The organism is Eubacterium sp. OM08-24 (assembly GCF_003438075.1).
In the GTDB taxonomy this organism is placed as follows: domain Bacteria; phylum Bacillota; class Clostridia; order Oscillospirales; family Acutalibacteraceae; genus Ruminococcoides.
The window spans coordinates 213,373-239,783 of record NZ_QSTA01000001.1 but is presented as its reverse complement, the minus strand read 5'-3'; the positions used below and the strand labels follow the sequence as shown (position 1 = coordinate 239,783).

Annotated in this window: 28 protein-coding genes and 1 pseudogene; all 29 read right to left on the bottom strand. The window is 34.8% G+C overall.

Going from position 1 to position 26,411, the window contains the following annotated elements:
• Nucleotides 1-20: 20 nt before the first annotated feature.
• The 29 genes and pseudogenes from DXC23_RS01245 to DXC23_RS01110 all read right to left on the bottom strand — a co-directional run bounded on the left by DXC23_RS01245 (nucleotide 21) and on the right by DXC23_RS01110 (nucleotide 26,411).
• A pseudogene (locus DXC23_RS01245) lies at nucleotides 21-716 on the bottom strand (glycosyltransferase family 2 protein).
• Nucleotides 709-1,869 carry a polysaccharide pyruvyl transferase family protein gene (locus tag DXC23_RS01240; RefSeq protein WP_117704399.1) on the bottom strand — a complete coding sequence of 387 codons (1,161 nt, stop codon included), beginning with the start codon at nucleotides 1,867-1,869 and terminating at the stop codon, nucleotides 709-711. Before DXC23_RS01240 ends, DXC23_RS01245 begins: the two are co-directional and overlap by 8 nt.
• Nucleotide 1,870: 1 nt before the next feature.
• Complete coding sequence (locus tag DXC23_RS01235; protein WP_117704398.1) at nucleotides 1,871-2,848, bottom strand: glycosyltransferase family 2 protein; 978 nt, start codon at nucleotides 2,846-2,848, stop codon at nucleotides 1,871-1,873.
• A gap of 4 nt (nucleotides 2,849-2,852) precedes the next feature.
• On the bottom strand, nucleotides 2,853-3,863 hold the full coding sequence (locus DXC23_RS01230) for a glycosyltransferase (RefSeq protein WP_117704397.1): 1,011 nt from the start codon (nucleotides 3,861-3,863) through the stop codon (nucleotides 2,853-2,855).
• Nucleotides 3,864-3,883: 20 nt separating this feature from the next.
• On the bottom strand, nucleotides 3,884-5,077 hold the full coding sequence (locus DXC23_RS01225; protein WP_117704396.1) for a glycosyltransferase: 1,194 nt from the start codon (nucleotides 5,075-5,077) through the stop codon (nucleotides 3,884-3,886).
• The gene (locus DXC23_RS01220) at nucleotides 5,074-5,622 is read right to left on the bottom strand and encodes an acyltransferase (RefSeq protein ID WP_117704395.1); all 549 of its coding nucleotides are present in this window, start codon (nucleotides 5,620-5,622) and stop codon (nucleotides 5,074-5,076) included. Before DXC23_RS01220 ends, DXC23_RS01225 begins: the two co-directional genes overlap by 4 nt.
• 2 nt (nucleotides 5,623-5,624) lie before the next feature.
• Nucleotides 5,625-6,305 (bottom strand): glycosyltransferase, encoded by a 681-nt coding sequence (locus tag DXC23_RS01215; RefSeq protein ID WP_117704394.1) that lies wholly within the window; start codon nucleotides 6,303-6,305, stop codon nucleotides 5,625-5,627.
• 25 nt (nucleotides 6,306-6,330) lie between these two features.
• On the bottom strand, nucleotides 6,331-6,870 hold the full coding sequence (locus DXC23_RS01210; protein WP_242997366.1) for a serine acetyltransferase: 540 nt from the start codon (nucleotides 6,868-6,870) through the stop codon (nucleotides 6,331-6,333).
• A 20-nt stretch (nucleotides 6,871-6,890) separates the two neighbouring features.
• On the bottom strand, nucleotides 6,891-8,021 hold the full coding sequence (locus tag DXC23_RS01205) for an EpsG family protein (protein WP_117704393.1): 1,131 nt from the start codon (nucleotides 8,019-8,021) through the stop codon (nucleotides 6,891-6,893).
• Between the two features lie 3 nt (nucleotides 8,022-8,024).
• Nucleotides 8,025-8,933, bottom strand: coding sequence for a glycosyltransferase family 2 protein (locus DXC23_RS01200; protein ID WP_117704392.1), 909 nt, complete (start codon nucleotides 8,931-8,933; stop codon nucleotides 8,025-8,027).
• Between the two features lie 2 nt (nucleotides 8,934-8,935).
• The gene (locus tag DXC23_RS01195) at nucleotides 8,936-10,027 is read right to left on the bottom strand and encodes a glycosyltransferase family 1 protein (protein WP_117704391.1); all 1,092 of its coding nucleotides are present in this window, start codon (nucleotides 10,025-10,027) and stop codon (nucleotides 8,936-8,938) included.
• Between the two features lie 24 nt (nucleotides 10,028-10,051).
• The gene (locus DXC23_RS01190) at nucleotides 10,052-11,146 is read right to left on the bottom strand and encodes a glycosyltransferase family 4 protein (RefSeq protein WP_117704390.1); all 1,095 of its coding nucleotides are present in this window, start codon (nucleotides 11,144-11,146) and stop codon (nucleotides 10,052-10,054) included.
• A 1-nt stretch (nucleotide 11,147) separates the two neighbouring features.
• The gene (locus DXC23_RS01185; RefSeq protein WP_117704389.1) at nucleotides 11,148-11,762 is read right to left on the bottom strand and encodes a sugar transferase; all 615 of its coding nucleotides are present in this window, start codon (nucleotides 11,760-11,762) and stop codon (nucleotides 11,148-11,150) included.
• Nucleotides 11,763-12,347: 585 nt separating this feature from the next.
• Nucleotides 12,348-13,139: a class I SAM-dependent methyltransferase gene (locus tag DXC23_RS01180; RefSeq protein WP_117704388.1), complete on the bottom strand. Its 792-nt coding sequence runs from the start codon at nucleotides 13,137-13,139 to the stop codon at nucleotides 12,348-12,350.
• Between the two features lie 176 nt (nucleotides 13,140-13,315).
• Nucleotides 13,316-14,320: a peptidoglycan recognition family protein gene (locus tag DXC23_RS01175; protein WP_117704387.1), complete on the bottom strand. Its 1,005-nt coding sequence runs from the start codon at nucleotides 14,318-14,320 to the stop codon at nucleotides 13,316-13,318.
• 84 nt (nucleotides 14,321-14,404) lie between these two features.
• Nucleotides 14,405-14,635 (bottom strand): hypothetical protein, encoded by a 231-nt coding sequence (locus DXC23_RS01170; RefSeq protein ID WP_117704386.1) that lies wholly within the window; start codon nucleotides 14,633-14,635, stop codon nucleotides 14,405-14,407.
• 16 nt (nucleotides 14,636-14,651) lie between these two features.
• Nucleotides 14,652-14,975, bottom strand: coding sequence for a hypothetical protein (locus tag DXC23_RS01165; protein ID WP_117704385.1), 324 nt, complete (start codon nucleotides 14,973-14,975; stop codon nucleotides 14,652-14,654).
• A gap of 125 nt (nucleotides 14,976-15,100) precedes the next feature.
• Nucleotides 15,101-15,229: a CD1375 family protein gene (locus DXC23_RS01160; protein ID WP_347474757.1), complete on the bottom strand. Its 129-nt coding sequence runs from the start codon at nucleotides 15,227-15,229 to the stop codon at nucleotides 15,101-15,103.
• A 50-nt stretch (nucleotides 15,230-15,279) separates the two neighbouring features.
• On the bottom strand, nucleotides 15,280-15,387 hold the full coding sequence (locus tag DXC23_RS12740) for a CD1375 family protein (RefSeq protein ID WP_278286531.1): 108 nt from the start codon (nucleotides 15,385-15,387) through the stop codon (nucleotides 15,280-15,282).
• An 18-nt stretch (nucleotides 15,388-15,405) separates the two neighbouring features.
• A complete protein-coding gene (locus tag DXC23_RS01155; RefSeq protein ID WP_117704383.1) occupies nucleotides 15,406-15,666 on the bottom strand; it encodes a hypothetical protein in 261 nt (86 codons plus the stop codon).
• A gap of 275 nt (nucleotides 15,667-15,941) precedes the next feature.
• Complete coding sequence (locus tag DXC23_RS01150; protein ID WP_117704382.1) at nucleotides 15,942-18,035, bottom strand: hypothetical protein; 2,094 nt, start codon at nucleotides 18,033-18,035, stop codon at nucleotides 15,942-15,944.
• Nucleotides 18,035-18,271 (bottom strand): hypothetical protein, encoded by a 237-nt coding sequence (locus tag DXC23_RS01145; RefSeq protein ID WP_117704381.1) that lies wholly within the window; start codon nucleotides 18,269-18,271, stop codon nucleotides 18,035-18,037. Before DXC23_RS01145 ends, DXC23_RS01150 begins: the two co-directional genes overlap by 1 nt.
• A gap of 10 nt (nucleotides 18,272-18,281) precedes the next feature.
• Nucleotides 18,282-21,311 (bottom strand): phage tail protein, encoded by a 3,030-nt coding sequence (locus DXC23_RS01140; protein WP_117704380.1) that lies wholly within the window; start codon nucleotides 21,309-21,311, stop codon nucleotides 18,282-18,284.
• A complete protein-coding gene (locus DXC23_RS01135) occupies nucleotides 21,311-22,003 on the bottom strand; it encodes a mtfA protein (protein ID WP_117704379.1) in 693 nt (230 codons plus the stop codon). Before DXC23_RS01135 ends, DXC23_RS01140 begins: the two co-directional genes overlap by 1 nt.
• 3 nt (nucleotides 22,004-22,006) lie before the next feature.
• On the bottom strand, nucleotides 22,007-24,658 hold the full coding sequence (locus DXC23_RS12495; protein ID WP_117704378.1) for a hypothetical protein: 2,652 nt from the start codon (nucleotides 24,656-24,658) through the stop codon (nucleotides 22,007-22,009).
• A 17-nt stretch (nucleotides 24,659-24,675) separates the two neighbouring features.
• Nucleotides 24,676-24,960 carry a hypothetical protein gene (locus DXC23_RS01125; protein ID WP_117704377.1) on the bottom strand — a complete coding sequence of 95 codons (285 nt, stop codon included), beginning with the start codon at nucleotides 24,958-24,960 and terminating at the stop codon, nucleotides 24,676-24,678.
• Nucleotides 24,961-24,974: 14 nt separating this feature from the next.
• Nucleotides 24,975-25,397, bottom strand: coding sequence for a hypothetical protein (locus DXC23_RS01120; RefSeq protein WP_117704376.1), 423 nt, complete (start codon nucleotides 25,395-25,397; stop codon nucleotides 24,975-24,977).
• An 18-nt stretch (nucleotides 25,398-25,415) separates the two neighbouring features.
• Nucleotides 25,416-26,030, bottom strand: a complete 615-nt coding sequence (locus tag DXC23_RS01115) for a hypothetical protein (RefSeq protein WP_117704375.1) — start codon at nucleotides 26,028-26,030, stop codon at nucleotides 25,416-25,418.
• Nucleotides 26,031-26,036: 6 nt separating this feature from the next.
• The gene (locus DXC23_RS01110) at nucleotides 26,037-26,411 is read right to left on the bottom strand and encodes a hypothetical protein (RefSeq protein WP_117704374.1); all 375 of its coding nucleotides are present in this window, start codon (nucleotides 26,409-26,411) and stop codon (nucleotides 26,037-26,039) included.

Sequence of the window (26,411 nt, the reverse complement as noted above, 5' to 3'; positions counted from 1 at the left end):
AAGCAGCATTTGAATTAAGCTCATACTCCATAACTGAATTGTTTTCCGAGAATGCTTTCCGGCCACTGATAATAATAGTACATCACTTCATTTGTAAATACAATTTTCTTACATTTATTAATTAGATGATGACTCATATAAATATCTTCAAAAATTTTACCGTCAGGATATTGTAATCCGTTATATAAATCCTTTTTAATAAGCTTAGCCCAAGAGGCAGCCATAATAAATGAATAGTGAGCATTTTTATAAATTAGTTCTAATCCATGCTGGTTACTAAAACATTCAACAGTGAAATTATTTTCCTCAGGAAAGATATAATTTATTTCACTGCCTTTTATAAAATCGCATATAGAAATATCTGCATCATAAGCAACCAAATTTTCATATAATCTTTCTATTATATTTTCTTTTATATAATCATCACTGTCAATCCAAAATAAATAATCACCCTTAGCTAATTTAACTCCTGCATTACGAACAGTGGCAATACCTTGATTAGTCTGGTGTATCACTTTTATTCTCTTGTCTTTATCAGCATATTTTTGACATATGTTATAGCTATTATCAGTTGACCCGTCATCTATGATTAATACTTAGAGGTTTTTATAAGTCTGTTTCAATACTGATTCTATGCAATGAGAAATATTATTTTCTACATTATAAACAGGTATTATTACAGTTATAAGTGAATTTGATTTTTCAGCTTTAATCATTAACTAATCCTTTCAAATACTCATTTTTTAGGGCGGAATACTCTTTGGTCTTATTTTTTAGCTCATTTTTAATTCTTTCACTGTTTTTTCTCAACCATAAAAAAGGATTCAGCAAATCGCTTTGTTCTTTTAGTTCTTGCACAGGAATAACATAGTTTTCATATGTTCCAAATAAGTCCTTTGCAATACCCTTGGCTTTTACGGAATATCCAACTACTAATGTTGGAACACAGGTGGAATACGCAGCAATTGTCGCATGAGTTCTTGCTCCAATAAAGTAAGAACATTGGCTTATAATATACTTTTGCTGCATACAATTATGATCATCTACAATGCAAATTCTATCTTTACGAGATATTTTATCATATAACATACGCAAGACTTTTCTATCATCATTTGAATCCCATACAACATGCGGAATTAAAGCTATATTATAATCTGTTTGTTCTATGATATAATTAATTAAATATTCATAATTTTCAATAGTTTTACCTTGATTTTTTTCATATTCAAGAATCATCGGACTAATATTGATACCTATTGTGTTGCCCTTTATAAAATTTTTCGGTAATTCCGTTCTCTCAATGTTAAGAAAAAAAGCAGGATCAGGTAATAATAATGTATGAGAATTAACTTTTTTTAAAGCCTCGTATGATATACTTTCTCGAGCTACAATTAAATCAAATTTTTTAATATCTTTTTTTATACTTCTCTTTTCCAAAACAGAAGGTTCAACAGAAGTACCCCATAAAACAAGTTTTTTTACTTTCTTTCTAATTAATTTATTTACAACAGGATAAACTTCAGCATCAGAATAGCAATAATTATCTCCACCGACAAACAAGCCAAAATCCATATTATTAATTGAGTTAATTGATAGTTTATGTAACAAGGCATCTACATAATAATGCTTGTTAAAAAATTTCTGCATAAAATATGCCTTAATAAAATCAAACGATTTTTTATTAATAGCATTTATTTCTTGATTAATACTTACAACCGAATCTAAGCCATAATGCAAATCTTCAGATTGATTATACGATAAAAGTACAGACTGCTTTGAATCTAAGTCAAGTAACCTTGCAGTTGATCTTATTATAGCTTCACAGCCGTGGTTTTCACTTCCACCATGAACATACATTACTACTTTCATATTATCTACCCAGTTTTCTTCTTATTTTTAATAAGATAAAAATAAGACTATATTTGTTTTTATTATATAAACATAAAATAACTTTTATTAATATTGAATTTACTTCTTTGGGATTAACTCTTTGGATAGTATTTTTTAATCGTTTATAATCAGATAAATATGATTTATATGAATTACAGTTACAATTAATTAATATTGTGTATATGTATCCGGCAACTCTTTTCATATATAGATTTTTTTCATTTTCTCCAAAAGAGTTGTGATTTTCCAAAAAAATTCTTGTTTTATTTTGTATTTCAATTTGCTTTATAAAATCAATTTTTTTATCAGACATACCAATGGCGGAATTGTCTGTACCGATTAAATAAAAATATCCGGAATAATCTAAAAATAGTATACTATCTAATTTATTATAAATTTTAAGGAAAAAATCATAATCCTCTGCTAAGTTTATACTTTTGTCAAATGAAATACTATTATCAGTTATAATACTTTTTCTAATACATTTACCTGCCACAAATCCATAAATACCGGTGTCCATCTGTTCTTTATAAAAATTTTTACATATATCATCTATTTTGATTACACCATTGTTAAGAGGTTTAATTGTATCTATCAGTTCACTGTTCTTACTTACTTTTGATAAACCTGAAATTATAAAATCATACTGTGGCTGATACAAATTTTCCAAATAATCACTTGCTACATAATCATCAGCATCAATAAAAGTTACAAAATCGCCACAAGACATATTCAAACCAATGTTTCTTGCATTAGAAACACCGTTATTTTCAATACTTATAACTTTTATTTTTTCATTTTCATACTTTTTACATAAGCTAAGCGACTTATCTATTGAACCGTCATCTACAATTATTAATTCCCAATCCTTAAAAGTTTGATTAACAATTGATTGTATAGCCCTTTCTATATATTTCTCTTTATTATATACAGGCATAATAATCGAAAGTAAAGTCATTTTTTCATCCTTTTTTATTATATATTTTATATAATACTTTGGTTTTCTTATGTTTCATTAGATATAATTGAAATCTTAATTTTATGGAAATATCTGATAAGTGCAAATTTTTAAAAGCTGTTTTTAACTCTTGTGAATTTAATATCATATTCATTTCATATAAAGCATCTTCTTCAGACAACTTAGAAGCCATACCTAAACAATTACATGCATAATATAGCATATGGATTTTAAGTTGTTCAGAAAAATCATAATCAGAAATTTGATCAAAAAAATTATGTAAATACTCATTCATTTTGCAGTAAACATTCCATGCTCCCGCTCTATATGAAGTTGTGATAGTTCCCGGATTGGAATAATAATGATATAAATATTCGGTTTTTAAATAATAAAAGCTATTACATTTATATCCGACAATAGCACTAAACAAATTATCTTCTGACCATTTTACATCATTTGCGAAAGTAATAGAATTATCAGTCAAAAACTGACGCTTATATAGACAAAGGCAAACCGAAAGTAATGGTCCATAGTCAATATTACTTCCCATAATCAACGCAGGAAAAATATCGCTTCTGATTTTTTCTTTATCATAAAAACCGAAATCAATATCAAGTGTTTTGTTGAAATTAGTACTGTTACTATTAATTCTTTGATAATCGCACATAACAAAGTCAACTTTATATTTAAGCGCTGCATTATACATTTTTTCATACATATCAGTTTCAATATCATCATCAGAGTCCACAAAACCTATATATTCACCTGTAGCTATCTTCAAGCCTGCATTTCTTGCACTGCTTAAACCACCATTTGCTTTATGTACAACTTTAATTCTATTATCTTTATCAGCAAATGAATCGCACATTATTCCGCAATTATCAGGAGAACCATCATCTACTAAAATTATTTCAAGTTCACTGAGAGATTGCTTAATAATAGAATTAACACATCTCTCTAAATATTTTTCAACTTTGTATACAGGAACTACAACACTAACTTTAACTTTATTCATAAAAATATCCTAACACATAATTAACTATTTTCAATAATTTCATATATTTTATTTATTTCTTGAGAATTTGAATAATCATTTTCAGCACAATTTTCAGAAAGCTGCTGCATAAGTACTTTATTATTTAATAACTTTGCTATGCCATCTGCACATCCTTGATTATCCATAGGAACTATAATACCATCATAACCGTCTTTCAATTGACTTGATGATGTAGCGAATTTTGTAATAACAACCGGTTTGCAAAGCATTTGAGCTTCACGAACGGTTACAGCTTTTCCTTCATACCTCGACGGTTGCACATACAAATCACAATTTTTTATGTATGGATATGGATTTATTTTTTTTCCAAGAACAATTACATAATCTTCCATGCCAAGCTCTTTAATCTTACTTTTTATAAGCTCTTCATCTGTACCATATCCGATTAAATACCATTTAACATCTAAGCCTTTTTCTCTTATAAATTTGCAAATTTCGGGAACATTATCAAAGTTTTTTGCGTCGCTAAATCTACCTACTGACAGAAGTTTAATTCCACTGTACTCAAAATCATTTACATCTTCATCAGCTTGCTCGGTTAAGAACTTTTTACTGAGTATATTTTCCAATGTAATTGCTTTATTCTTTAAATCGGGATAAACCTGCAGAAATTGCTTTGTGCATACATCCGAAACACTTGAAATATAATCAATTTTTGAATAAATTTTTAAATCATATTTCCTGCAAGGATTAATAACGGTATAATCTGTATGATTCCAAGAAATTTTAATGCGTGAATCAACTTTATTAACCAAAACATCAGGAATACCTAAGAATGACACTGCGCAATCATAGTTGCCGGAAATTTCAGGTAACAGCCATTGTAGATATTTGGAAAGATACTGCATATTCATCCAAACACCTTCATGTTCCTTAGAAAACATACAATGGAATTTCAAAGCTATTTTACCAAAAATTCTTGAAACGCCAAATAAAAACAATCTGCCGGGTAATAATTTTTTAATTGAAACATCAAACGTATTATATTTCTTTATATTTGGTATAATATTTACATTGTAATTTATATATTTTAAAAATTCTCCTTCATGTCTATACAGAAATAAATCTACATCATATAAACTATAATCAATTGAATCAAGTAGTCCCAAAAGACTTCTTTCTGCCCCACCTATAAACATAGAAGGCATTATAAACAATATTTTTTTCTTCATTTTCTATCCTCAATAGGTTTTATGTTTAAACTAACATTTGAAGAAACTATTGAGCTGTCAGGAATTGTTCCTTTTATTATGCAACCAGCTGCAATAACACAATTATCTCCAATGCGAGTGCCTTTTAATATAACACAGTTAGTTCCGATCCAACAATTCTTGCCTATTTCAATAGGAGATGAATTATGGGTTAACAAAACACCTTCTATGGCATTGAAGTTATGATTATTATCAAAAATTTTTACATTCGGACCAAACTGACAGCCTTCACCGATTTTCACAAACGATTTTGCACTAATCATATTTCCTTCATTAAAATAGACATTGTTACCAATATACAGTTCTGCATTATCATCGACAATAGCCGTAAATCTTCCGTCATTAATAATTCTGTCACCTAAAGAAACAGAGGAATTTTTATCAATTATAAATTTTGAATTTAAAGAGAATAATTGTAATCCCTTAGTTTTTAAATCATGACATTTGAACAGCTTTATGAAAGAAAATCTTATCTTATTAACAATAAATCTGATATATGGTTTCATTTTTATTTTTCCCTTGATAACAATCTATGTATAGGCTTCATAACAGCGCATCTTAATCTTTTTCCTTTACTCATCCAAGAAGCCGAAAACCAATGAATCGAATAAGTATTACTTGTTTTTTCTAATATTCCTGTGGGAGCATCATAAGGATTAAAATAGTCCGAAGCATATACGGTTATACCATTTAAATATTGAGTTTTTCCATTAAGCTGCAATCCTAACTTTTTTATAGCTTCTGTATTTAAAATAGGACAACCTACTGTACCGCTTTTTCCATCCAAAAGTTTATCATATTCGTTTATCATTAATTTTATTGCAGAACTGTCTTTCTCTGCTCCAAAGCCAATACCGGTATTAATATATTCATTAACTTCAAAGCCGACAAAAGCTTTATTTTTTAATAAATCGTTAATTGGTTTTATTACCTCAACATCAGTATCATAATAGATACCGCCTTCATAATATACAATCAACAATCTGGCATAATCGCTCAAAAACGCATATTTCTTATTATCATAGCAATATTTAGTATAAGCGTTTTGATACACATCAAAGTTATCTTCATTCCATTCGACAATTTCATAGTCCGGACAATATTTTCTCCAACTTTCAATGCATTTTTTGATTTTTTTTGATTTCTCTCCTCTGCCAAACCAACAATAATGTATTTTTTTAGGTATCATTTTACTCTCCATTTGTATTAAAACACTAAACTAAAAAGTTCACATAACATTTTGTAGCATATTCCTTTGAATGAATTTTTGCAGGATTTCCCAATACTACCGAATGATCAGGTACATCAAAATTAATAAAGCTGTTTGGTGCAATCATAACATCATTTCCTATATTGACTTTACCGACAATAGTAGAATTTATACCAACCGACACATTATTACCAATTTTAGGAACACCTGATCTATCTCCTCTATTTTCTCTGCCTATAGTACATCCTTTATGTAAATTAACATTATCACCGCTTATAACATCTGATGCCACAGTAATATTGTATGGATGTCCTAAATATAACCCTTTTCCAATTGTGGCTGACAGTGAAATTTCTAAACCATATTTTTTAGTTAATCTATATAATCTTGCTCTGTTAATACAGTTATTTTTTACTTTTAATTTTCTCCATAAATACATAAATTTAAGTTGATGATATAAAAATAAACTAAATTTAGCTTTAAAAGAAAAAGAATAGCTATTACCTGTCATTCTATAGTAATCATATTTAAAAATCTCATTCATAAGCTGCACCTTTTAAAAATTTATATCCAAGATACTTGTCCATAGCTGTTAGTAAAAAATTGGTAATTAGTATGCCATCCCATACCATAAGTAAATACGATTTGATATATAAAATATAATGTATAGCAGATATATGCCGCATTTTTTATCCACGGAATTTTTGAATTAACTACCATCTCGTTAACATTCCATACCAATAGCAATACAGAAAATACTTCGAAATATATATTAAATCTGGCATACACAGATGAAAACACTCCTGCCATTGTAAATACAGTGAAAAACAGAGCCATATTAAATACAGTGTTGTAATATTTATATTTATTTTTCATTAGATCTTTATTGAAAAAAGCTAAAACAATCGGCACAACACTTACCAATACTCTGAAGATATTTATGCTGGAATTCCATTCTTGTCCGGAATATCTATCACCATAATCCAATCCCGATAACAGGTTATCAACAAATCCTCCTGTCAATGGGGATGTAATTACAATTAATATTGAAATAGCTAAAATAAATTTTGTCATTTTACCGCAAGCTTCTGTATTTGTTATAAAATACAAAAGCAAAAAAATATATGCCGATGTATGTATTTGAGCAACAATAAATACTAACGGTAAAAACAAATACCATTTTCTGTTCGCTAAAAGTTGAAATCCCGCAACTATTATTGCAGTAGCCAAATACTGTCTCAGTCCATTCATTGAATGTTCCCAACAGCCGGACATTATAAAAATATAAAAAGCAAATTTTAAATCACCGCTATAATTATATAAAAAATACATTAAAGGGAAAATAGTTATTAATGAAGTAATTTCAATAAAAACTCTCGGGTCAGTAGATATATAAGTATGTATGAACGACATATAAAACTGAAACAACCATTCGTTTCCAATTGAAAAGGAGGATATGCACTCATCAATTGGCATAGCTTTAGTAAAGCCTTCCCAATATGCTATAGTATCGCCAAAATCAAATCTTTGCCCTGTTACATACACTAATAACAATGTTCCTAAAATAAAAAATAATGTATTTGTATCTCTTATCTTAGTCTTTTCGGTTTCAATTGTAATATTTTTATCAAGCGGTTTTCTGCCAATATAAAACAATATTAATACTAATACTGTTGTATATACAAAAACATTCATTCACTAAATCCCTTCAACCTTCATATACGAAGATTTTGATTTTTTCATAACAATTATCTTTAAAATATACCCAATAGGAATGCTTAATACCGTTAAAAACTTTTCAGGCGATTCCTTAACAAAATGCTTGTTTTTAGCAATCAATGAACTTGAAACATAGTGTATACAGGCTTTGAATTTTTGCTTAATATTTATACTATGTTTCATCTGCTCCTTTCTCCAAAACGCAAAGCCTTTTGGATTGCGAGCATATTGTCTATACATATTTGTGCTCGAACCGTCCATCTGATAATCGACAATACAAACACATTCGTTGAGTATTTTCAATTCGTATTTTTCATCTATTAAATGATACTTATAAGCAAGAGCAACATATTTTTCATTGTCAAAAACAGGATAAGGCGGAGTAGCCTTGATTATATCGGTTCTGTAAATCAACTTTTTGTCACCAAAGCCACCGTTATTATAATATCCCATAAGGGTTGTGCTTTCTTTGTCAGTTGGCAATTCTTTGCCAATTACTTTTTTTGTTGAATCGGCAAAATCGAGTGCAATTATACCGGCATAACCTTTATTTTTGTTTTTATTCCAACAATCAATAATCAATTGCACCGCATTATCCGGCATATAATCATCCGAATCTACACAAACATTAAGCTCCGTATCAATATTTTCGTAAGCTGTGTTATGTGCTGTATGCATACCGCCGTTTTCTTTGTAAACATACTTTATTTCAAAACCGTTATCTTTTTCAAGCCATTTTTTTATTACATCATATGGATTATCAGTTGAACCATCATCAACTATAAGCCAAATAAAATCCTTGCATGTTTGGCGTTTTAAGCTCTCATAAGTTCTTTTGAGTGTATTTATTCTGTTATATAAGGGGGTAAATACGGTTAAAGTTGCCATTTTCATTCTCCATAACAAAACGAAGTGTAAAAGTTTTGCAGTTTATTTGCATTATTTTTAATATCAAATCCGGAAGCTACAATTTCATCATATGTGTCTTTTTTCTCAATTTGTGCTGCCTCTATTATTTTATTCGCCCAAAAATCTAAAGGTTTTTCTAAACTATAATGAAAAACTCTATCTGTTTTTATACACTCAGGCGGTACATTATCAGATATTGCGCATGGTAATCCGGCAGCTTGAGCTTCAATTATAGAAAGCGGCAAACCCTCGTAAAGTGACGGAAAAAGAAATACATCCATAGCCTGTAAAATTTTATTTACATCGGTTCGGTTACCTAAAAATAAAACACTATCAGATAATGCAAGATTTTTAACCTTATCTATAATATTCTGTTGACCATTACCCACGCCAACGAGAATCAATTTTGCTGTATTATTTTTTTGATAAATCTTATTAAAGACATCTATAATGAAATCATGATTCTTAGGCGGATTAAATCGCCCCACATGACCCACAACGAGAGCATCGTTATTAATATTTAATTCAGTTCTTACTTTTTTAGCAACATCTCTATTAAAAAGATATTTTTGTGCATCAATTGCATTGTTTATGATAGTATATTCATGACCGCAAAACATCCAATCACCCGCTTCCTTTCCGCAAGAAAACAAATGAGTAGCATATTGAGGTATCAATCTTTTGGAATATAATTTAATAGGATACTTAATATTTTTGTCTTGACTTTTTGAATGTGAATGCGCAATCCTAACTCTTACACCATTTTTTTTGGCTATTTTTAAAGGGTATGCGCTCATACAATCTAAATGACAATGTACAATATCATATTTATGTTCTTTAAAAAATGAATCCAAAGCATTAAAATAAGATTTTGAAAAAGGATTTAACATTGGCATATGATAAATATTACCGCCCAATGAAAGTATTTCTTTATCATAATCTGCCTCCTCTTGACGATGAACCAGAAAATCAAATTGTACTTTATTGCGGTCGATATTTCTATAATAATTCATTATCATAGTTTCGAGTCCGCCTCTGCCCATATATGTAACTATTTGTAATACTCTTATCATAATAATCCTCTCAATATACGATTATCACTTCAAGCCCAATGCTGTTATTGTCTGCTCTACAACAATCTTTTTATCAAACTCATTTTCCATTTTTTTACGGGCAGTTTTGCCCATTTGTTCACGAACAGAGTTTTCTGTATGCAAAAAAGCCTTCATCTTTTCATATAAGCTGTCAGAATTTTTCGGTTCGCAGAGCCAACCTGTTTTTTCGTTTTCAACAGATTCCCTGCAACCCGGAATATCGGTAGTGATAACAGGTCTGCCGGTAGCGGAGGCTTCAAGATTAACATTGCTCATACCCTCATGATAGCTCGGCATAACAACACAGTCAGCTTTAGCATAATACGGTCTTGGTTCTTCCTGAAAGCCATGAAAATCCACAATGCCCTTTTTAACAAGCTCATCAACTTTTTCTTTATATTCATCTTCAAAAAAGCCGACTAAATCAAGAACAAATTTTTCACCGTCATTATGCAGTTTTTCCGAGGCATCAAAAAGCTCGTCCATACCCTTTTCTTTCATAATTCTGCCCAAATATAAAAATCTCGGTGGTTCATTATTCGGATACAGCTTGTACTCATATGTTTTTAAATTTATACCTGCGCCATTGAGTACAGTTTCTTTCTCAGCAGGAATTATTTTTCTGCTTGTAAATTCATCAGCATTAACCTGATTTTCAAAAAATACGGTTTCTACCTTTTTAAAAGCGGTTTTATATAAAAAAGTTACAAACTGAGCAAGTCCTTTTTTTTGAAAAGCTGTTCCTAATCCCTGAACATTGGCATAAAATGGAATTTTCAGCTTTGCGCACATTAAACCGCCGTAAATATTTGGCTTAATAGAATATGTAACAACCAAATCGGGCTTTTCTTCTTTGAGAATTTTCTTATAAAACTGCATTAAAGCATAGTCGGTAAAAGGATTTATACCTCTGCGTTCCATTTTAGTTTCAATGCAGCGCAAACCCATATTCATAAAATCATCATGATGACCAACAAAAGGCATACTGAGTACAACCTCGTTGTTCTTCATCAATTCTTCAATTAGCTCTTTTCTGAAGCGGTAGAGCATATATGAATGATTAGTCAAAATCAAAATTTTTCTTTTTTTACTGCTCATTTTACAAAGCTCCCGTTCCGCCCTCTACTACGCCTTCGTGTTTAAACACACTGACTATTGTCATAAACAGGCATTTTACATCAAAGGCAAAGCTTAAATTATCATAATACACCTTATCCATCTGAACCTTTACAGGGATAGGCAGCTCATCTCTGCCGTTTATCTGAGCCCAGCCTGTCAAGCCGGGTTTTAAGCTGTTTATGTTATACTCATCTCTTTCGGCAATCAAATCGTCCTGATTCCAAAGAGCGGGGCGAGGTCCGATTACAGTCATATCGCCCTTAAAAATATTAAAAATCTGCGGCAGTTCATCCAAGCTGGTCTTTCTTAAAAACTTGCCGACTTTGGTAATATATTGGTCAGGATTTTTGAGCAAATGAGTAGGACAATCCTTTGGAGTATCCGTTCTCATAGTTCTGAATTTTAATATATTAAAATACTTTTTATCCTTGCCCACTCTCTTTTGTTTAAAAAATATCGGGCCTTTGCTTGTGCATTTGATAATTACACAAATTGGGAGGTGAATTATTGAGAGAAAAACAATCGCCATAAACGAGCAGATAATATCTAAAATACGCTTGATTATTCTGTTGTAAACTGTTTTTTCTCTGTTCATAAACACTACACTCCGTTTGGCACACACTTACACACTATATTTATTCATAATTATATCACACAAAGTACAATATATCAACATAATAGTACATTTAAAATTAATATAGCTAATAATTTCACATATTCTGTAATATATGAAATTTTATTATACGGATTATACAGAATAAAATATATTTCAAAACGATAAAGAAAATCGTGTAAATTCCTGCACACATTTTTGCACACTTTTAAAATCATAATTTTACAATTTCATTAATGCTTTTATGACTTTTAGTTACAAAATATACTTTTTTTAAATAATAAATCTAATGCCTTTAAGAAAATAAAATGTATAATAATCTATGTTTTTGAGTTTAGAGTGAAAAATGAAAATATAAAATAATAAATGGAGTGTGTATAGTGAAAAAATTATTGAAAAAGAGAACGCTGTTTGCGGTTTTGCTTGCGGTAGCGGTATTTGCCGCCGCAACGGCCTGCCTGTTTTCATAAATCCATATTACCACGGCGACAGTGCAAAACTGTCGCTTTTTCTTTTAAAAAATAACGGCAGTTATCAAAACAACTGCCGCATTATCAGAACAAATATTTATTTTTTGCCCACAAGCAGGGTTGAACCGCCGAGCCGGAGGCATCTTGCCTCTCGCTTAGTCATAAACATTCCATCGGTGGTATCTATCAGTTCAACACTTTCGTAGCCCATATCAATCAGCTTTTGCTTAAATTTTTGCATATCGCCGTATCTTGATTGCGACATTAAATCGTGAATTGCAAAGGTTCCGCCTTTTTTAAGCACTCTCAGCGTTTCAAGCAGCAGCTTTTGCTTATCGACTCCTGTCACATTATGATAAACATAGTTGCTTGTTACCGCATCAAAGCTCTCGTCCTTAAAATCGAGCTTGCAAGCATCGCCCTTCATAAATTCAATGTTTTTAACTCCCTCTGCCTCTGCATTTTTACAGCAGAGCATATTACTAAAATCAGAGTACTCTTTTCCCCATCTGTCAACGCCAATCATTTTAGCGTTTGGGTTCTTCTTTGCACACGCAATAGTTAAAGCGCCGCTGCCACAGCCAACATCAAGACCTGTACCGCTGTCTGGCAGCTTTATGTAATTTGCCATTCCCTCAACAATCTGCTTTGAAAGCTGTCGAGTACCGTTATAGGAGAAAGCTCTGTATGCCATTATACTCCATTTAAGAAAAGCACCGACAATCAGCAGAGCGAGCAAAAGCGCCGCAAATATTATCCACCTCAGCGCATCGCTTAATCCTACACCTATCACACCGAATATTACAAACAGTACAGCTATCACAATCGTACCCGCTATCAAGCTGTTTACCATATATTTCGGCACCCAATTTTTATAATCCGGCTTCATATCATTACTCCTTTTTTGAGTTAGTCGTTACTAACTTTTTTATTTATTATATCATAAATCAGTTCAATTTTCAACTGCTTGAAATGCCTGATTTTTCGGGATTTTTGAACAAAGTTGAACTACCTACAACCACCCAAAATCAAGGCGGTTAGTATCTCATTAGTAACAGGTTAGTGTTACTTTTTGATGCAGTAATCAAGGGAAATCCAACCTGCACCGGACTTCAATTTTCCCCAGCCTTTATCCGAACCTTGACCGGCAGATTCAGCAACAATGGTGTAAACACCACAGTTTGTAATGCAACCGGTTTTATTGTAGTTTGTTCCTGCACCTGCTCTGATGTTCAAAGCGGAAGTGTTGACTTTTACAAGATAGGGTTTGAATGTGGTCTGCTGCGAACCGGAAGTTCCGACAACGGAAAGGAATTTTACATTGATAGGACTGCAAATAGCATTCTTTCCGTCTGTGGACTTGTCAATTACTGCACGATCACCATTCACCTGACGAACAACCCAAGTCTTATTCTTCACCCATCCGGGGATAGATTTTCCGCTGTAATAAGTGGCGTTGGAAGAAATCTTGACGGAATCGCCAACCTTCACTGTACTTGTAGTCGGTTTTGGATTTTCGGAAGGTTTGTTGTCTGCATCAAGAATGGCATTGACCTTTGCTGCAATATCGCCCTGTCGGTTATAAAGATATGTACCGGGGCAAGATTTGTCTGCATCATAATCCCTGTGAACCGTCATATTACAACCGTTCAGATGATTTACACGGTCATTTTTATTGGTTGACCAAACAAGTTTCTTGATGCCGTTACGCTTGCAAATATCAGCAACAAGTTTAATGGTTGCCTGATACGCTGCATCCCTCACTGCATAAGGTTCTTTTGTATCGGAAGCAACTTCAATGGTAATCGCTCTGTGATCATTCGCACCGGAAGATGAACACCAAGAACGGTCTTTTTCTTCAACATACATTCCGATTCTGCCGTCATAACCGACACCATAATTGGAAGATGCTTGCCTGCTGACCGGTGCAAAAACATTTCCCAAGGTTTCAACAGAACACTGACCAACTACACAGTGAATGGTGATGGTGTCAATTGCGTGGTTTCTGTTCTTGGTTCTGTTAGGTGAAATTTTGGTATATGATACCAAAGGACTGTTTGTGTATGCCATTATTCATCTTCCCCCTTGTTATTTGAAAGTTCTTCAAGTGCTTCTGCGGAAAGTTCTTCTTCAACTTCCGGAATGTTCTTTTCATCAACCATTGTTTTCGTCCTCACTTTCTGTGTTGTCCGTTCTGTTTGAATCAACAAGACCTTCGCCGATAATGTAAGCAATGCAGGTTGCACCTGCCATAATGATTCCGGCAACTTGTGTCACAACGCTGTCTGACACACCAAATGCAAGCATTGTAGGGGTTACAAAACCAACCACTGCTGCCCAAAATTTTCTGCTTGTCAACTTTCTTTTCCAATCAATGTTTTTCATAATGAATACCATCCTTTCATTCGCTCTTTTTATTTTTATTTTTAAGGTGTAGTTCCTCAATTTCCTGTTTCATTTTTGTCACCATACCATTCCCCCCTAATTCGTGATATGCTTGATACATTTCCATAAAATTTTCATAAGCATAACTTGGAATTTCACCGAGGGTAGTATATTTATCGTGATATTCAATAAGCTGCACACGCAAAAGAAGCATTGTTCCTTTGCTGTTTGCACTTCGGTCTTTCTTCTGATTTTTCAGAAGCCACACAATATATCCCATCAGAGCAGTCAGCACAATGGGCAATGCAACTGTGTAGGTTTGCACAAGAAACTCTTTCAATCTTTAACCACCAACTTTCTTTTGAAAATGGAATGCCCTTGTAAGCCATCAGAATCGACCTACAAGGGCATTTAATTTGTTAGGGTATAATTCCATACCCAAAGCCTTAAAAGGCTGCTGTGCGTTTATTCTGTGACCAAATCCGCACATTCAAGGTCAATCAACACCTGCTTCACCTGTTCCTTGATTCTTTCGGGAACGGCACCAAAGGTTTTCTTTCCCTTGACAATAAGGGTTGCATAAACTACTGCCATTTGTTCTTCATCCTTTCTAAATAATATTTTTATGATAAAGTTGATTAACATCAACCTTCACCATCCAAGATTTTCTGAACATCATCTTTCAGATTTTTAGGAACATCATCAATTGTTTTGATGCCCTTCTTGATAAGGTCTGCATATACTTTTGCCATATTTATCTTCCTTTCCGCTTAAAGTATCATTTCATAAACATCACACAAGGCAATCTGTGTGTCAGTGACCTGTGTTTCCAAAGCTGCATTCCTTTCATCAATCATCTTGATGTATTCATCTTTAGAATACTGGACTTGATGATATTCAAATTCAGCGTGGGTGTCATCTTCGTGTGACACTTCAATTTCTGAAATATCTGTGTTTACCCACACACTGAATTCATCAATCACCTTTTCTTCCGGCTTGACAGTGCTTCTGACAATTCCATAGTCAACCATAATATTCACCCTTTCATTTTGATATTTTGATTGTAGTAGTTATCAGCATACTGTTCTAATGACTTCAAATATTTTATCTGTAATCGGTAACTGTCGCAGTGCTTCAACCACCCTTTATAAGAATTAATTGAACACCATTCTAAATAGGTTAGTGATTTTCCGTTCAACCTTTTCTTATTTATTGCAACCATCTTCACCTTGAAATTTTTACAAGTGCTTTTTCTTAACAAGGTGTAATGTAATACATATCACCGTTTGCTTGCCCATATTTTTATTTATACAGTTGCGGTTGGTACATACACCAAGCGACCGCCGATATTCTGATAACGACTACCGACGCCGCTATTACAACGCCAATAGAAACCGCCCACATCACCGCTACTACTCCAAGCACCGCCCAATAGGGCGATTTTGTAACTGTTCAGGTTTGGTGTAACATAGAAATAATCACCAACAGGGAGTGCAGATGTACCACCGATTTCTGAAGGCATAAGCAACCAATCATATTCTTCTGAACCATAACCCATTGCGTTGACATATCCATTAGCATTTGCAAGGGTAAATCCAACAGGGTGATATGGTTCAGTGTTTTTGGATTCGTTATATGTGAAACCTTCTGCAACATAGGGTTGACCGCCACCCATAGAGCCGTCACCCCAGATGTTAATGCCCTGAATGTGTTTCCAAATATTACCCCAAGGGTTTTCAACACCCCTGTATGTAATAGAAAGTTTCCCGGATGTGGTGTATGCCGTTTCAGTGCCACCAATTTCATTTGTGGTTTCGGTTGCCTGTCCGGTACCATTGCCAATGGAAGCAGTTGACCCGGTAAGTGATGCACAGTTGTATGCTGAATTGTTTGAAATTGAAACAACACCCTGACCAATAGCGGTTTGGGTGTTCATCGTTCCAAGTTCAATTATCATCAGAAGTTGGTTTGCAGAAGTAGCCTTGATATTTTCAAGATGCCAATTTGCACCCCTATTCTGTGCCATCAATTCAAGGTTTGCTTTAGTCAAAGTCTTTTTCAGTCCGGAAATCGGTTTCTTTCCTGCAACCGAGCAGAGCAGGTCGCCGGTTTCAATTGCGGTATCAGTGTCAACACCGTCATTGACATAAACTGTGCCTGATACATCATACATACTACCTTCATAAGCAGATAAAAGAATATAATCAACCGCATTGCCGTTTGCATCATAGAATGCCGGATGAAGTTTGAATCCGGTCTTTGGTCTTGTGCTGACATAATAATTTGCTTTGCGTAAATGATAGCCAATACCGGTTGTAGTGTTCTTGTCATATACAAGCGGAACAACCTTGTAATAGAATGCAGGTTGATAAACCATAACCTGCCCCATTGAACCATCTTCTGCATAATCTTCATCACCGCAATATGCCACAATTGTTCCATCATCAGAAACATTGCACCTTTTTCTACCACCGAACATTGTGAATACATCAAAATCTGTACCTGCTTGTTTATCATACGCACCTGCAAGTCTTTTGAAGGTCTTGTTCTGATAGTCAACACAGATTCCTGCAATATCTTCATCAGTGTAACCAAGATATGCTTTGATGTCATCCACACCTGTCAAGATTTCATCTGCTTTGAAGTTTTCATCAGACAGATTTGTGATATTAGCAAGTGCTTGACTGTTCTGTGATGCCAAGGATGCGTTTAATTCAGTGCCGGTCTGAATGGTTGCAGACAAAGTGATGTTGATTTCAGTTGCCGATGCAATGACAGTGGAAAGGTTGCTTTTTGCCGTTTCAGAACTGTCAATGACTGCTTGAAGCTGACTTTTTGCAGTGTTCGCACTTGCAATGGTTGTGTCAAGGTTTCCTTTGGATGTTGCTGCCTGACTGATTGCAGTATTCAATGCAGAAAGTGCATTGTCAGCAGCAGTCTTGGCAGAATCCAAGTTTGATTTTGCAGTATTCGCATTTGTGATTGCTGTGTTTAACTGATTTTTTGCGGTATTTGCATTTGCTTTCGCAGTGTTTGCATCTAATGTTGCCTGCTCCAAAGCAGTCTTTGCTGTGTTCGCTGATGTAGTTGCTGCCTGTAAATTTGCCTTTGCGGTATTAGCAGCAGTGGTTGCACTTTGAACATTGGATTTTGCTGTGTTTGCAGCTTGAACAGAAGAATCCAATGCGGTTTTAGTTGTCTGTGCTTCAGTAGCCATATCACCAAATTCTTCGACCTGTGCATCAATGTGTGTCTTGTCAGCGGTGATTTCATCCTTTATGTTCTGATATGATTCATTGTCATCATTTACTTTTTCCAAAGCAGAAACAATGGAATCCCGGACTTCCTCACCGTAAACCGCATTTTTAATTTGGTCAGTATAGGGCTTGATGTCTGCCATTATTCTTCACCTTCCTTTTTGGAGCCTTGCTCTGCACTTTGCAATGAAGCATAGTCATTTGCAAGTTCAATATTTTTCTGCTGCCGAATATCAGCAAGAATGCCGGAAAGGATTGGTTCAGCAAGGAATGCCGGAAGGTTAAATTTTTCATTAACCTTTTGAATTCCTTCAATATACCCCTTCTTTGCTTCTTCCATTATCACAGATAACGGAACATTTTTCTTTTCGTTTGCCATCTGCAAATCCTCACTTTCTGATAGGTATTTTTATTGGTTCAACAACCTTTTCTTCAGGTGTTGCACTTTCTTGATTTAATTTTGCACAAAATGCTTTCTTCTCAACCAAAGTGAATGGGTCAACCCAAGGAACTTTTTCATAATTATCACCTGACAGTTCTTGAACCGCTTTGATAAGATAAAAAATAAACTTGGTTGTTTGAATCGACAAATGACCATCCTTTTCTTCTGTGACCAATTCGGGGGCAATTAGCTGAAGCTGCTGTGCAATGATTCCAATAGGTTCAAATTCATCTGTTTGAACCCATTTGAATTCTTTCAAGTCAATTGCATTTAAGATTTCCAATGCTTTCACACCTGTTGGATGAATGTCTTTCTTCATCCTTGCATCTGACTGATTCTTGATAGAATATCCGTGCATATCAAGATTAGAATAAAAATCAATTGAAACACCGTTGTAAATAGTAAACTTTTTTGAAACACCGTTGACAGCAACAGCGGTATTATTTGATTTGTTTACCCAACTCATTTCACCGTTATAACCACAACCACCGCTTGACCAAGCAAGAAAACGGTCTGAATCCGTCAGATACAAACAACTATCAGCATAAGTATCACAACTAAAGTGAAGTCCTTTTTTTGCTTTAGAAGTTTTATGATGATAAATAAGTTTAACGGTATAAGAACTTGCATTATTACTGTCTTTTGCTGCCCAACACATATAGGATGCAGTGTTTTCAAGATCAAAAACAAGTCCTTTATAACTACTGTCATCTGACCACTGACTTGTTCCTATCATTCCAATAGTTGAACCTTCCCTGTAAAACCAAGAACCGCTTGAATTTAATGACATCAATTTATAATTATTGTAGTCATAGATATTCAAAGAAGAATTTTCAAACTGAATGTATTGTGAACACTTGTTCCAAGCAATTCTGACATAAGAATAATTTTGTGTTAATTTGGTTGTAAATTCAGAAGAATTTAATTTTTTGGAAACCGTGCTTTCAATGCTGTCAGTTTTAACCTTGATTTCAGCCTTGGTTGCGTATGCGGTCAGACGGCTGTCAGTATATTCAACTGCTTCTTCTTTTGCTGAAATCAAAATAGAATCAGCACTGTTTTTAATTGCAGTGGTAACCTGTGTTTTGGTGTAGTAAGATTTCAACTTGTTATCCGTTGCATCATTTGCATTTGTTTTTGCAAGTTCAATTGCTCTTTCAACCGAATACTTATATTCAACAGATAACTTTTCAGCAGAAACAGAGCCACCAACTAATCTTTCACCAACAATCTGACCATCCATTGTGATTGCTGTTGTATATGTCCCCTTATAACCTGTATTTGAATAACCAAGACCATTCAAATTCCACCGCCACACTTTGGATGCAGTTTCCGTGTCATTGGTATCCATAATCAATTGTTCATTTGCAGTTGTCACCACAAATCCGTGTGTTGCAGAATTTATCAGGGCAGCTGCATTGTCAGTTGCTTCTTTCAAAATGGAGCTTTCTGAAGGAATATTTTCAATCCGTTCCATAATGTCAGTTTTTGTTGAACTGTTTGAACCGGTCATTGTGACTTTTGCATTTTCACTTCCGAGAACAATCTTGTCACTTTCCGGTTTTTCAAGGGAAATTGTCAGTTTTGTTACAGGGAAGAAACTGTCAAGACCGTGCGGTTCAGACTTTACCCTGACCCTATCAAGAAGATGAATTCTTGATATATCTACATTCACATTATTCAAATCCACTGCTGTCACATCAAGGACAAGGGATTCAAACTGAACACTTGAAAGGTATTCTTCACCCTTTCTTTTCAGATTGGATGGAACAGTGACCGCATCAAAGGTAACGGTTTTGAATACCCATCCAAAGGTGTCAACCGCTGCCTGATTGAAGATGAAATCACAGTCATTGTTCACAGATTTGATTGTCAGTCTTTCATCAAGTGCTTCAATGGTACTTTCTTCAAGTTTTGCACCAAGGGGGATGATTGCAGTCGCAATGTCCTGTGCATCAAGTGTTTGACTGAAATCAAGAAGGTTTCTTCCAAATTCAATCACTTGGTCACTTGTAACCGGATAATCAGCCAAATAGTCAAGATATTTGATACCATTCGCTTTTCTGATACGAATATGACCACCAAGTCTTTTGACTAATTTTTCTTTGATGCAATCCAATGTATTTTCATAATTGGTATATCTGTAAAGGGAATCATTACTGTCAACCACTGTGACTGCACCAACTTTGAAGGTTTTCTTTCCAACAAAGTTATCAGGTACAGTGTGGGTATAATGCCATAACAGATTTGATGTGTTCAAATATGGATTGTGGGCAGTCTGAACAGCGGTTATGTTAGAAGTTTGAACAGCATTGTATGCCGGAAGGGATGAAACTTCAGTTCCGATTAAAGCTGCTTCATCTGTCATTGTCGCAGAATCAATGCTAAATCCATAGAAATTGTTCACACTTCCGTCTGAATGCCAATACACATAAAAGTCTAATGTAGGAACAACAAAGGTTCTTCCGGCAAGGTTGTCTGCTCTGTATCGTGACAATGCTTTGAATACTTTGCCATTCTGAACATAATACAATTCTAAATAGTCAAAGTTTGCAGATTCACCTTTGCAGTTTGCATTGAAAGTAATTGCCACATTCCCTTCAATAACCTGTGCATTATGAATTTCCACAAGTGCTTCAAGGAAACCCCTGACTGTTTTGTTGTGATATTCAGCCGGTCTTTGAATCGAATCAGCCAAATAATTCAATTCACCTTTGCAGAAAAATCGTTTGTTATTGTAAAAGTCCTTTTCTTCTTCTGTGGGTCTGCCACAAAAAATTTCAACTCCATTATGAAGAACGGTGATTTCAGACTTCAACTTTTTGATGTCATTATAGTGTGGATGCTTTGGTGAAATCGTAAATTGAAAAGACCCTGAATCATTATCCGCTAATGTGACAGAAGGATTATTGTTCAGCACCAATTCTTCACTTCTTAAATCGTGGATGGGGAATCCATCACAATATACTTGATACATTATAGTGAACCCCCTTTGTAATCAATCTGAACTGTTCCTGTTCCTCTGAAGGTGATGATATTTTCACCTTCCTGAAGTCTAACATCAAGGATCGTGGTTGTTCCTTTTGGTAGATTGTAGGTCACATCATTGAAGGTTGCAGTCATAGCAGCAGAACAGGTGAATGTGGGGGAAACAATTTTTCTTCTGTTTATCAGTGTAACAGTTTTTACACCGCTGACAGTTGTTTTGTTTAGATAAATGATGCCATCAACAAAACTGAAAGTGTCCCACATCCAAGGGTCTGATGCTGAATTCTTTTCAACCTTATATGGGTTGCAATCACAATCAACAACAATTGATGCAGTTCTTTTATTGGATTTGAATTTGTTTACCGTGCATCTACCTTCATAGTAGTAGTTTCTATCCCAATCCATATAAATTCGCATTTTTCTACCGTGAAGGTAATTGGTAACTTCTGAAAGAACCGCTGACCAAGATGCCATTGGGTCAACAACTGTGAAATTGAAAGACAGAGGTCTGTTCTGATATTTGATGTCATCAGTCAATACTTCTGTCAAATCAAGAACACCATCGGCACCGGGGACTTCAACTGTTTTTGTTTTAGGTTTAGGAAGGGAAATATCTTTGGATGATAAAATCAGACCAAAATCCCTATAAGAATGTTTTGTTCCAAATGTTACACCATCCATAGATTATCCCCATTCCTTTCTTCTTTGAATTTTACCAAGTTCACGGTCAATTTTAGGTGTAAGCCTTGCAACCATCGTTCCATCATCAAGAACAACAGTCACATCAAATGCTTCAAGTAGTTCAGGGAAGAACTCTTTCAGCATATCAATCAGATTTGTAATAGTTTCTTCAAGATTTCTGATTCTGTCACTGACTTCAGCTTTCAGAGCAGTCAACAAACCTGTGGAAGAAATATTTCCGGCAATGTCTTTTGGGTTGTTCTTTGTTTCAATGACAAAATCGTGAATCTGTGTTGCAACATTACGAATCCAACCGGTATTCTTTTCAAGAGGAACAACCGCTTCATCACCTTTACCTTCAAGCAAACCAACTTGACCTTTTTTCAGGACACCACCTTTTTCAAGTTCAGGAATCTGCGGTGTATTTATGGTTGAAATCCATCCAAAAGGTTCAACACCAAGAATATTGATTCCTCTGATTTTTTCCAATGCCCAATTGATACCATCAAAAGGAACTTTGATGACCTTATTGATGCCCCTAATGATTGCATTCACAACAGTCTTAAATGCGTTCACAATTCCATCTTTGATTCCATCAAAGATTTTACCGCCTGTGGAAAATACATTTTTAACTGCTTGCCAAGCCTTTGAAAAGATGTTTTTAAACCAATCTGTTACCTTGCTGAACACGGATTTGATACCTTCCCAAGCATTGGAAGCACCATTTTTCATAGCATTCCAAATGTTTGAAAAGATGTTCTTTATAGGTGTAGCAATATTATCAGTAAACCAACCTGAAACTTTACTGAATATGCCTACAATACTATTCCACAAGTCTGTAAAAAAGTTTTTAATAGGGACTATGATGGTATTATAGACAAGTGTTGCTGCCCTCTTGATTATTTCAATCCAAGGGTCAATCACTGTATGGAATGCAGAAACAATACCTTCCCAAAGTCCTTTGAAAAAGTTTGCAACAGGTGCAATAATGTTGTCATATACCCAACTTCCGACAGTTGAAAAAACGCTGACAATAGAATTCCAAATTGTACTGAATAGATTTCCAAACCATTCAACAACCGGTGCAAATATAGTCTTGATGCTTTCCCACAAACCACCGAACCATTCACCAAGTGCAGTGAAGAATCCGGAAAGAATGTCCCAAATTGCAGTGCCGATTTCACCAACTATACTGATGATGCCTTCAAGCAACAATGGAAGGGCATTCCAAAGACCTTCCAAAATGGATTGAATGACTGTTGGAAGTGCTTCAATCAATGCCATAATAATCTGCGGAATTGCTTGAACAATACCAATTACCAACTGAACCGCCCCTTCAATCAATGCCGGAAGATTATCCATCAGAGCATTCACAATGGCAATGATGATTTCAGGAAGGTTGTCAATCAAAGGTTGAATGATTTCTGCAATGTGGGTTGCCAAGTAAACAATCATATTCACAAGGGCATCCACTAACTGCGGAATCAAAACCGGTAACGCTTCGCAAATAACTGTCATCAACTGTGGAAGGGCATCCACTATGGCATAAAAGACTTGTTCAATACCACTAATTAAAGCAGGTAAAGCATTCAATATTGAAGTCACCAATTGTGGAAGCACTTGCACAATTGCATTCAGAAGTGATACTGCACCATCAACTACAACAGGAAGAAGGATGTCAATCAGTTCAGAAACCTTTGTCAGCAGCTTTGGGACAAGGTCTGTAATAAGTTGTGGTAATGTTCCCATCACCTGTGCTATTCTTGGAACAATGTTGTCTGCAACTGTCACAATGGAATCAAAGAATTGGGTTATCAGACCACCAACATCCTGATTTCCGTCTGCAATCCCTGTCAAAAGATTTTGCCAAGATGCTTTTGCAGATGCTAAAGAACCGGAAATGGTGGAACTTGCTTCTTTTGCAGTTGTTCCGGTGATGCCCATTTCATTTTGAACAATATGAATTGCATCAACAATGTCCGAATAGGAAGAAATATCATATTCAATGCCTGATAGTTTAGAAGCATCGTCAAGAAGTCTTTGCATTTCTTCCTTTGTGCCACCATAACCAAGTTTTAGGTTATCAAGCATTGTATAGTTTTGTTTTGCAAAACCGTTATAGGCATTTTGTATCATTTCAATACTTGTACCCATCTTGTTTGCATTATCAGACATATCGGTGATTGCCATATCTGCTTTGTCGGCAGCAGCTTTGGTGTCACCACCTAAAGATTGCAGCAAAGAAGCGGAAAAAGATGTGACTGTTTCCATATATTCATTTGCTGACATACCTGCTGTTTTGTAGGCATTTTGTGCATTTGCAATAACCGTTGCAGAACTTTCATCAAAAAGGGTTTCAACACCGCCAACCAACTGTTCATAGTCAGCATAAGAAGAAATTGCAGCCTTTCCAACCGCAACAACAGCGGTGCTTGCAACTGCAAGTCCGGTTGCAATTGTCTTTCCAACTGCAACAGCAGCAGAACCCATCTTGGAAAATGCCTTTCCAAGTTTTCCTTCAGTTCTGTCACCTTCATCACCAAGGTCTTTTACTTTTCCGGCAGCATCTTCCGCTTTGTCGGTTGTTTCATCAATTCCTTGATTTGCTTCAGAATTATTGACTGCAATAGTTCCAAATAATTTGAACAGTTCCAAAGGTTGCACCCCCTTTCTTATGATGTAGGTTCAAAACCGTTCAATATATCAAACGAATCATTGATAGTTGTTTCAATTTCGTTCTTCGTCATTTCTATGTTACTGTTCTGACCAAGACCAATGCTTGCTTTCCAATCATTGAAAGAAGTTTGACCATCTACTTTGTGCAAGAAGATGTTCCACAACCTGTCATCCGTGTCATAATCAAAGATTTCTGTTACAAATTCAGAAAATTGTCCGGTCAGCAACATTTGGTCAACAAGTAAGAATGGACTTGCATATCTTCTGAATAGCAAGTCCATCCACTTGATGATTGTTAGTTGAACAATTTTGAAACAACCTTGAAAAAATCCTTGAATTCTTCTTTTTTCACAAAGTCAATGACCATTTCGGTGAAGGTGGCAAGACCAAAAGCCTTGATTTCACTTGCTTTCAGACCACTGACACTTGCAAGAAGGTCAAAAATTTCTTTTTCACAATGTGGGATGTTCTGAATGATAGTGTTTGCCATTTCAAAAGCAATGGTCATTCCTGCAAGGTTCGTCAAATTCTTGACCCCTTTGTTTTTATCAAACAAGTCAAGAAGGTCATCGGAATTAAAACACTTGGTGAAGTTATTGATTCCGAGCTTACCGATGATTGCACACATTGGTGCAATGTCTGTTGCACACAATGTTCTGAAGGAATAAGGTTTTGCATCTTCAACAGCCTGTTCATTTTTTTCAATTATTTCATTCATTGTTCAAAATTCCTTTCATTAACCGTTTGCCTGCTGTGCAGGGTTTGTGGGTGTGGGATAATAAATGTGATAAGGTAACTTTGCAAGGTCACCATCCGCATCCTGATAGCATTCAAATGTTACCTTCACCACTGTATTTTCCTTGTTCTTCGCTTCGCCCTCAAAACCGGAAGTGCAAAGGGCATTGTCAAGAATGATAATGATGGGTGTACCATCGGTTTTCTTTCCGACAAAAGCAAGGTTTTCATAATAGTCACCTGCTTCAATATCTGCCTTGGATTCAATCAGGTTGTAACCTTCAACATTTGATTCAACCAATTCACCAATAACAGTTGTTTTGAGCAGTTCAGGTGTAATTTCAACAAGGTTGGTTTCAAGTTTTGCAACTTCACCTGTCTTGAAATCAAGTCCTTTGACCTTAACCAAAGCACCATCAACTTCAACAGTCTTGATTTCCGGTGTAATGGTCAACTTGTTACCACCGGAAGTTGCACCAACAAGAGATTCTGCAAAATTCCATTTCTTTGTCTGCTTGTCAAATTTGAAACCCTTGTGAAGTGTACCTGCACCAAGTAGAATGTTTTTCGGTGTGCTTTCCGTTACACCGTGATTTTTTAATTCTTCGTATGCCATATTTCATCAGTTTCCTTTCCAAAATTTGATTGTTAAATTCACTTGACACTTCTTCAAATCCCCTTCTTCAAGGGGAATAGGAAATGAACCGCCATAAAAAATGACCACCGCAGAACCGTTTTCTGTCATAACAGAAACACCGTGTCTGAAATGGTCTTTGATTATAGATTTTTGTTGTTCAAGGGTGATGTGTTTACCCCTTGAAAAGCCTGTCAGAATGACTGTGGGTTCTTCTTTCCCATCTTCCGTCAGTCCTTCCGGCTCTGAATACCCACCAACCCAATATGGATATTTAGGCGGTGATTCTGTCATTGACCCAAATTCATAATTCAGACCAAGTTTTTGTAATTGGTTATTGACCACTGCAAGAACATCTTCCAT

Excerpts from the sequence above, each read along its gene's own strand:
- DXC23_RS01240 (WP_117704399.1), bottom strand. The coding sequence starts at position 1,869 with ATGAAAGTAGTAATGTATGTTCATGGTGGAAGTGAAAACCACGGCTGT.
- DXC23_RS01235 (WP_117704398.1), bottom strand. The coding sequence starts at position 2,848 with ATGACTTTACTTTCGATTATTATGCCTGTATATAATAAAGAGAAATAT.
- DXC23_RS01230 (WP_117704397.1), bottom strand. The coding sequence starts at position 3,863 with ATGAATAAAGTTAAAGTTAGTGTTGTAGTTCCTGTATACAAAGTTGAA.
- DXC23_RS01225 (WP_117704396.1), bottom strand. The coding sequence starts at position 5,077 with ATGAAGAAAAAAATATTGTTTATAATGCCTTCTATGTTTATAGGTGGG.
- DXC23_RS01220 (WP_117704395.1), bottom strand. The coding sequence starts at position 5,622 with ATGAAACCATATATCAGATTTATTGTTAATAAGATAAGATTTTCTTTC.
- DXC23_RS01215 (WP_117704394.1), bottom strand. The coding sequence starts at position 6,305 with ATGATACCTAAAAAAATACATTATTGTTGGTTTGGCAGAGGAGAGAAA.
- DXC23_RS01210 (WP_242997366.1), bottom strand. The coding sequence starts at position 6,870 with ATGAATGAGATTTTTAAATATGATTACTATAGAATGACAGGTAATAGC.
- DXC23_RS01205 (WP_117704393.1), bottom strand. The coding sequence starts at position 8,021 with ATGAATGTTTTTGTATATACAACAGTATTAGTATTAATATTGTTTTAT.
- DXC23_RS01200 (WP_117704392.1), bottom strand. The coding sequence starts at position 8,933 with ATGGCAACTTTAACCGTATTTACCCCCTTATATAACAGAATAAATACA.
- DXC23_RS01195 (WP_117704391.1), bottom strand. The coding sequence starts at position 10,027 with ATGATAAGAGTATTACAAATAGTTACATATATGGGCAGAGGCGGACTC.
- DXC23_RS01190 (WP_117704390.1), bottom strand. The coding sequence starts at position 11,146 with ATGAGCAGTAAAAAAAGAAAAATTTTGATTTTGACTAATCATTCATAT.
- DXC23_RS01185 (WP_117704389.1), bottom strand. The coding sequence starts at position 11,762 with ATGAACAGAGAAAAAACAGTTTACAACAGAATAATCAAGCGTATTTTA.
- DXC23_RS01180 (WP_117704388.1), bottom strand. The coding sequence starts at position 13,139 with ATGAAGCCGGATTATAAAAATTGGGTGCCGAAATATATGGTAAACAGC.
- DXC23_RS01175 (WP_117704387.1), bottom strand. The coding sequence starts at position 14,320 with ATGGCATACACAAACAGTCCTTTGGTATCATATACCAAAATTTCACCT.
- DXC23_RS01170 (WP_117704386.1), bottom strand. The coding sequence starts at position 14,635 with ATGAAAAACATTGATTGGAAAAGAAAGTTGACAAGCAGAAAATTTTGG.
- DXC23_RS01160 (WP_347474757.1), bottom strand. The coding sequence starts at position 15,229 with ATGGCAGTAGTTTATGCAACCCTTATTGTCAAGGGAAAGAAAACCTTT.
- DXC23_RS12740 (WP_278286531.1), bottom strand. The coding sequence starts at position 15,387 with ATGGCAAAAGTATATGCAGACCTTATCAAGAAGGGCATCAAAACAATT.
- DXC23_RS01155 (WP_117704383.1), bottom strand. The coding sequence starts at position 15,666 with ATGGTTGACTATGGAATTGTCAGAAGCACTGTCAAGCCGGAAGAAAAG.
- DXC23_RS01150 (WP_117704382.1), bottom strand. The coding sequence starts at position 18,035 with ATGGCAGACATCAAGCCCTATACTGACCAAATTAAAAATGCGGTTTAC.
- DXC23_RS01145 (WP_117704381.1), bottom strand. The coding sequence starts at position 18,271 with ATGGCAAACGAAAAGAAAAATGTTCCGTTATCTGTGATAATGGAAGAA.
- DXC23_RS01140 (WP_117704380.1), bottom strand. The coding sequence starts at position 21,311 with ATGTATCAAGTATATTGTGATGGATTCCCCATCCACGATTTAAGAAGT.
- DXC23_RS01135 (WP_117704379.1), bottom strand. The coding sequence starts at position 22,003 with ATGGATGGTGTAACATTTGGAACAAAACATTCTTATAGGGATTTTGGT.
- DXC23_RS01125 (WP_117704377.1), bottom strand. The coding sequence starts at position 24,960 with ATGGACTTGCTATTCAGAAGATATGCAAGTCCATTCTTACTTGTTGAC.
- DXC23_RS01120 (WP_117704376.1), bottom strand. The coding sequence starts at position 25,397 with ATGAATGAAATAATTGAAAAAAATGAACAGGCTGTTGAAGATGCAAAA.
- DXC23_RS01115 (WP_117704375.1), bottom strand. The coding sequence starts at position 26,030 with ATGGCATACGAAGAATTAAAAAATCACGGTGTAACGGAAAGCACACCG.
- DXC23_RS01110 (WP_117704374.1), bottom strand. The coding sequence starts at position 26,411 with ATGGAAGATGTTCTTGCAGTGGTCAATAACCAATTACAAAAACTTGGT.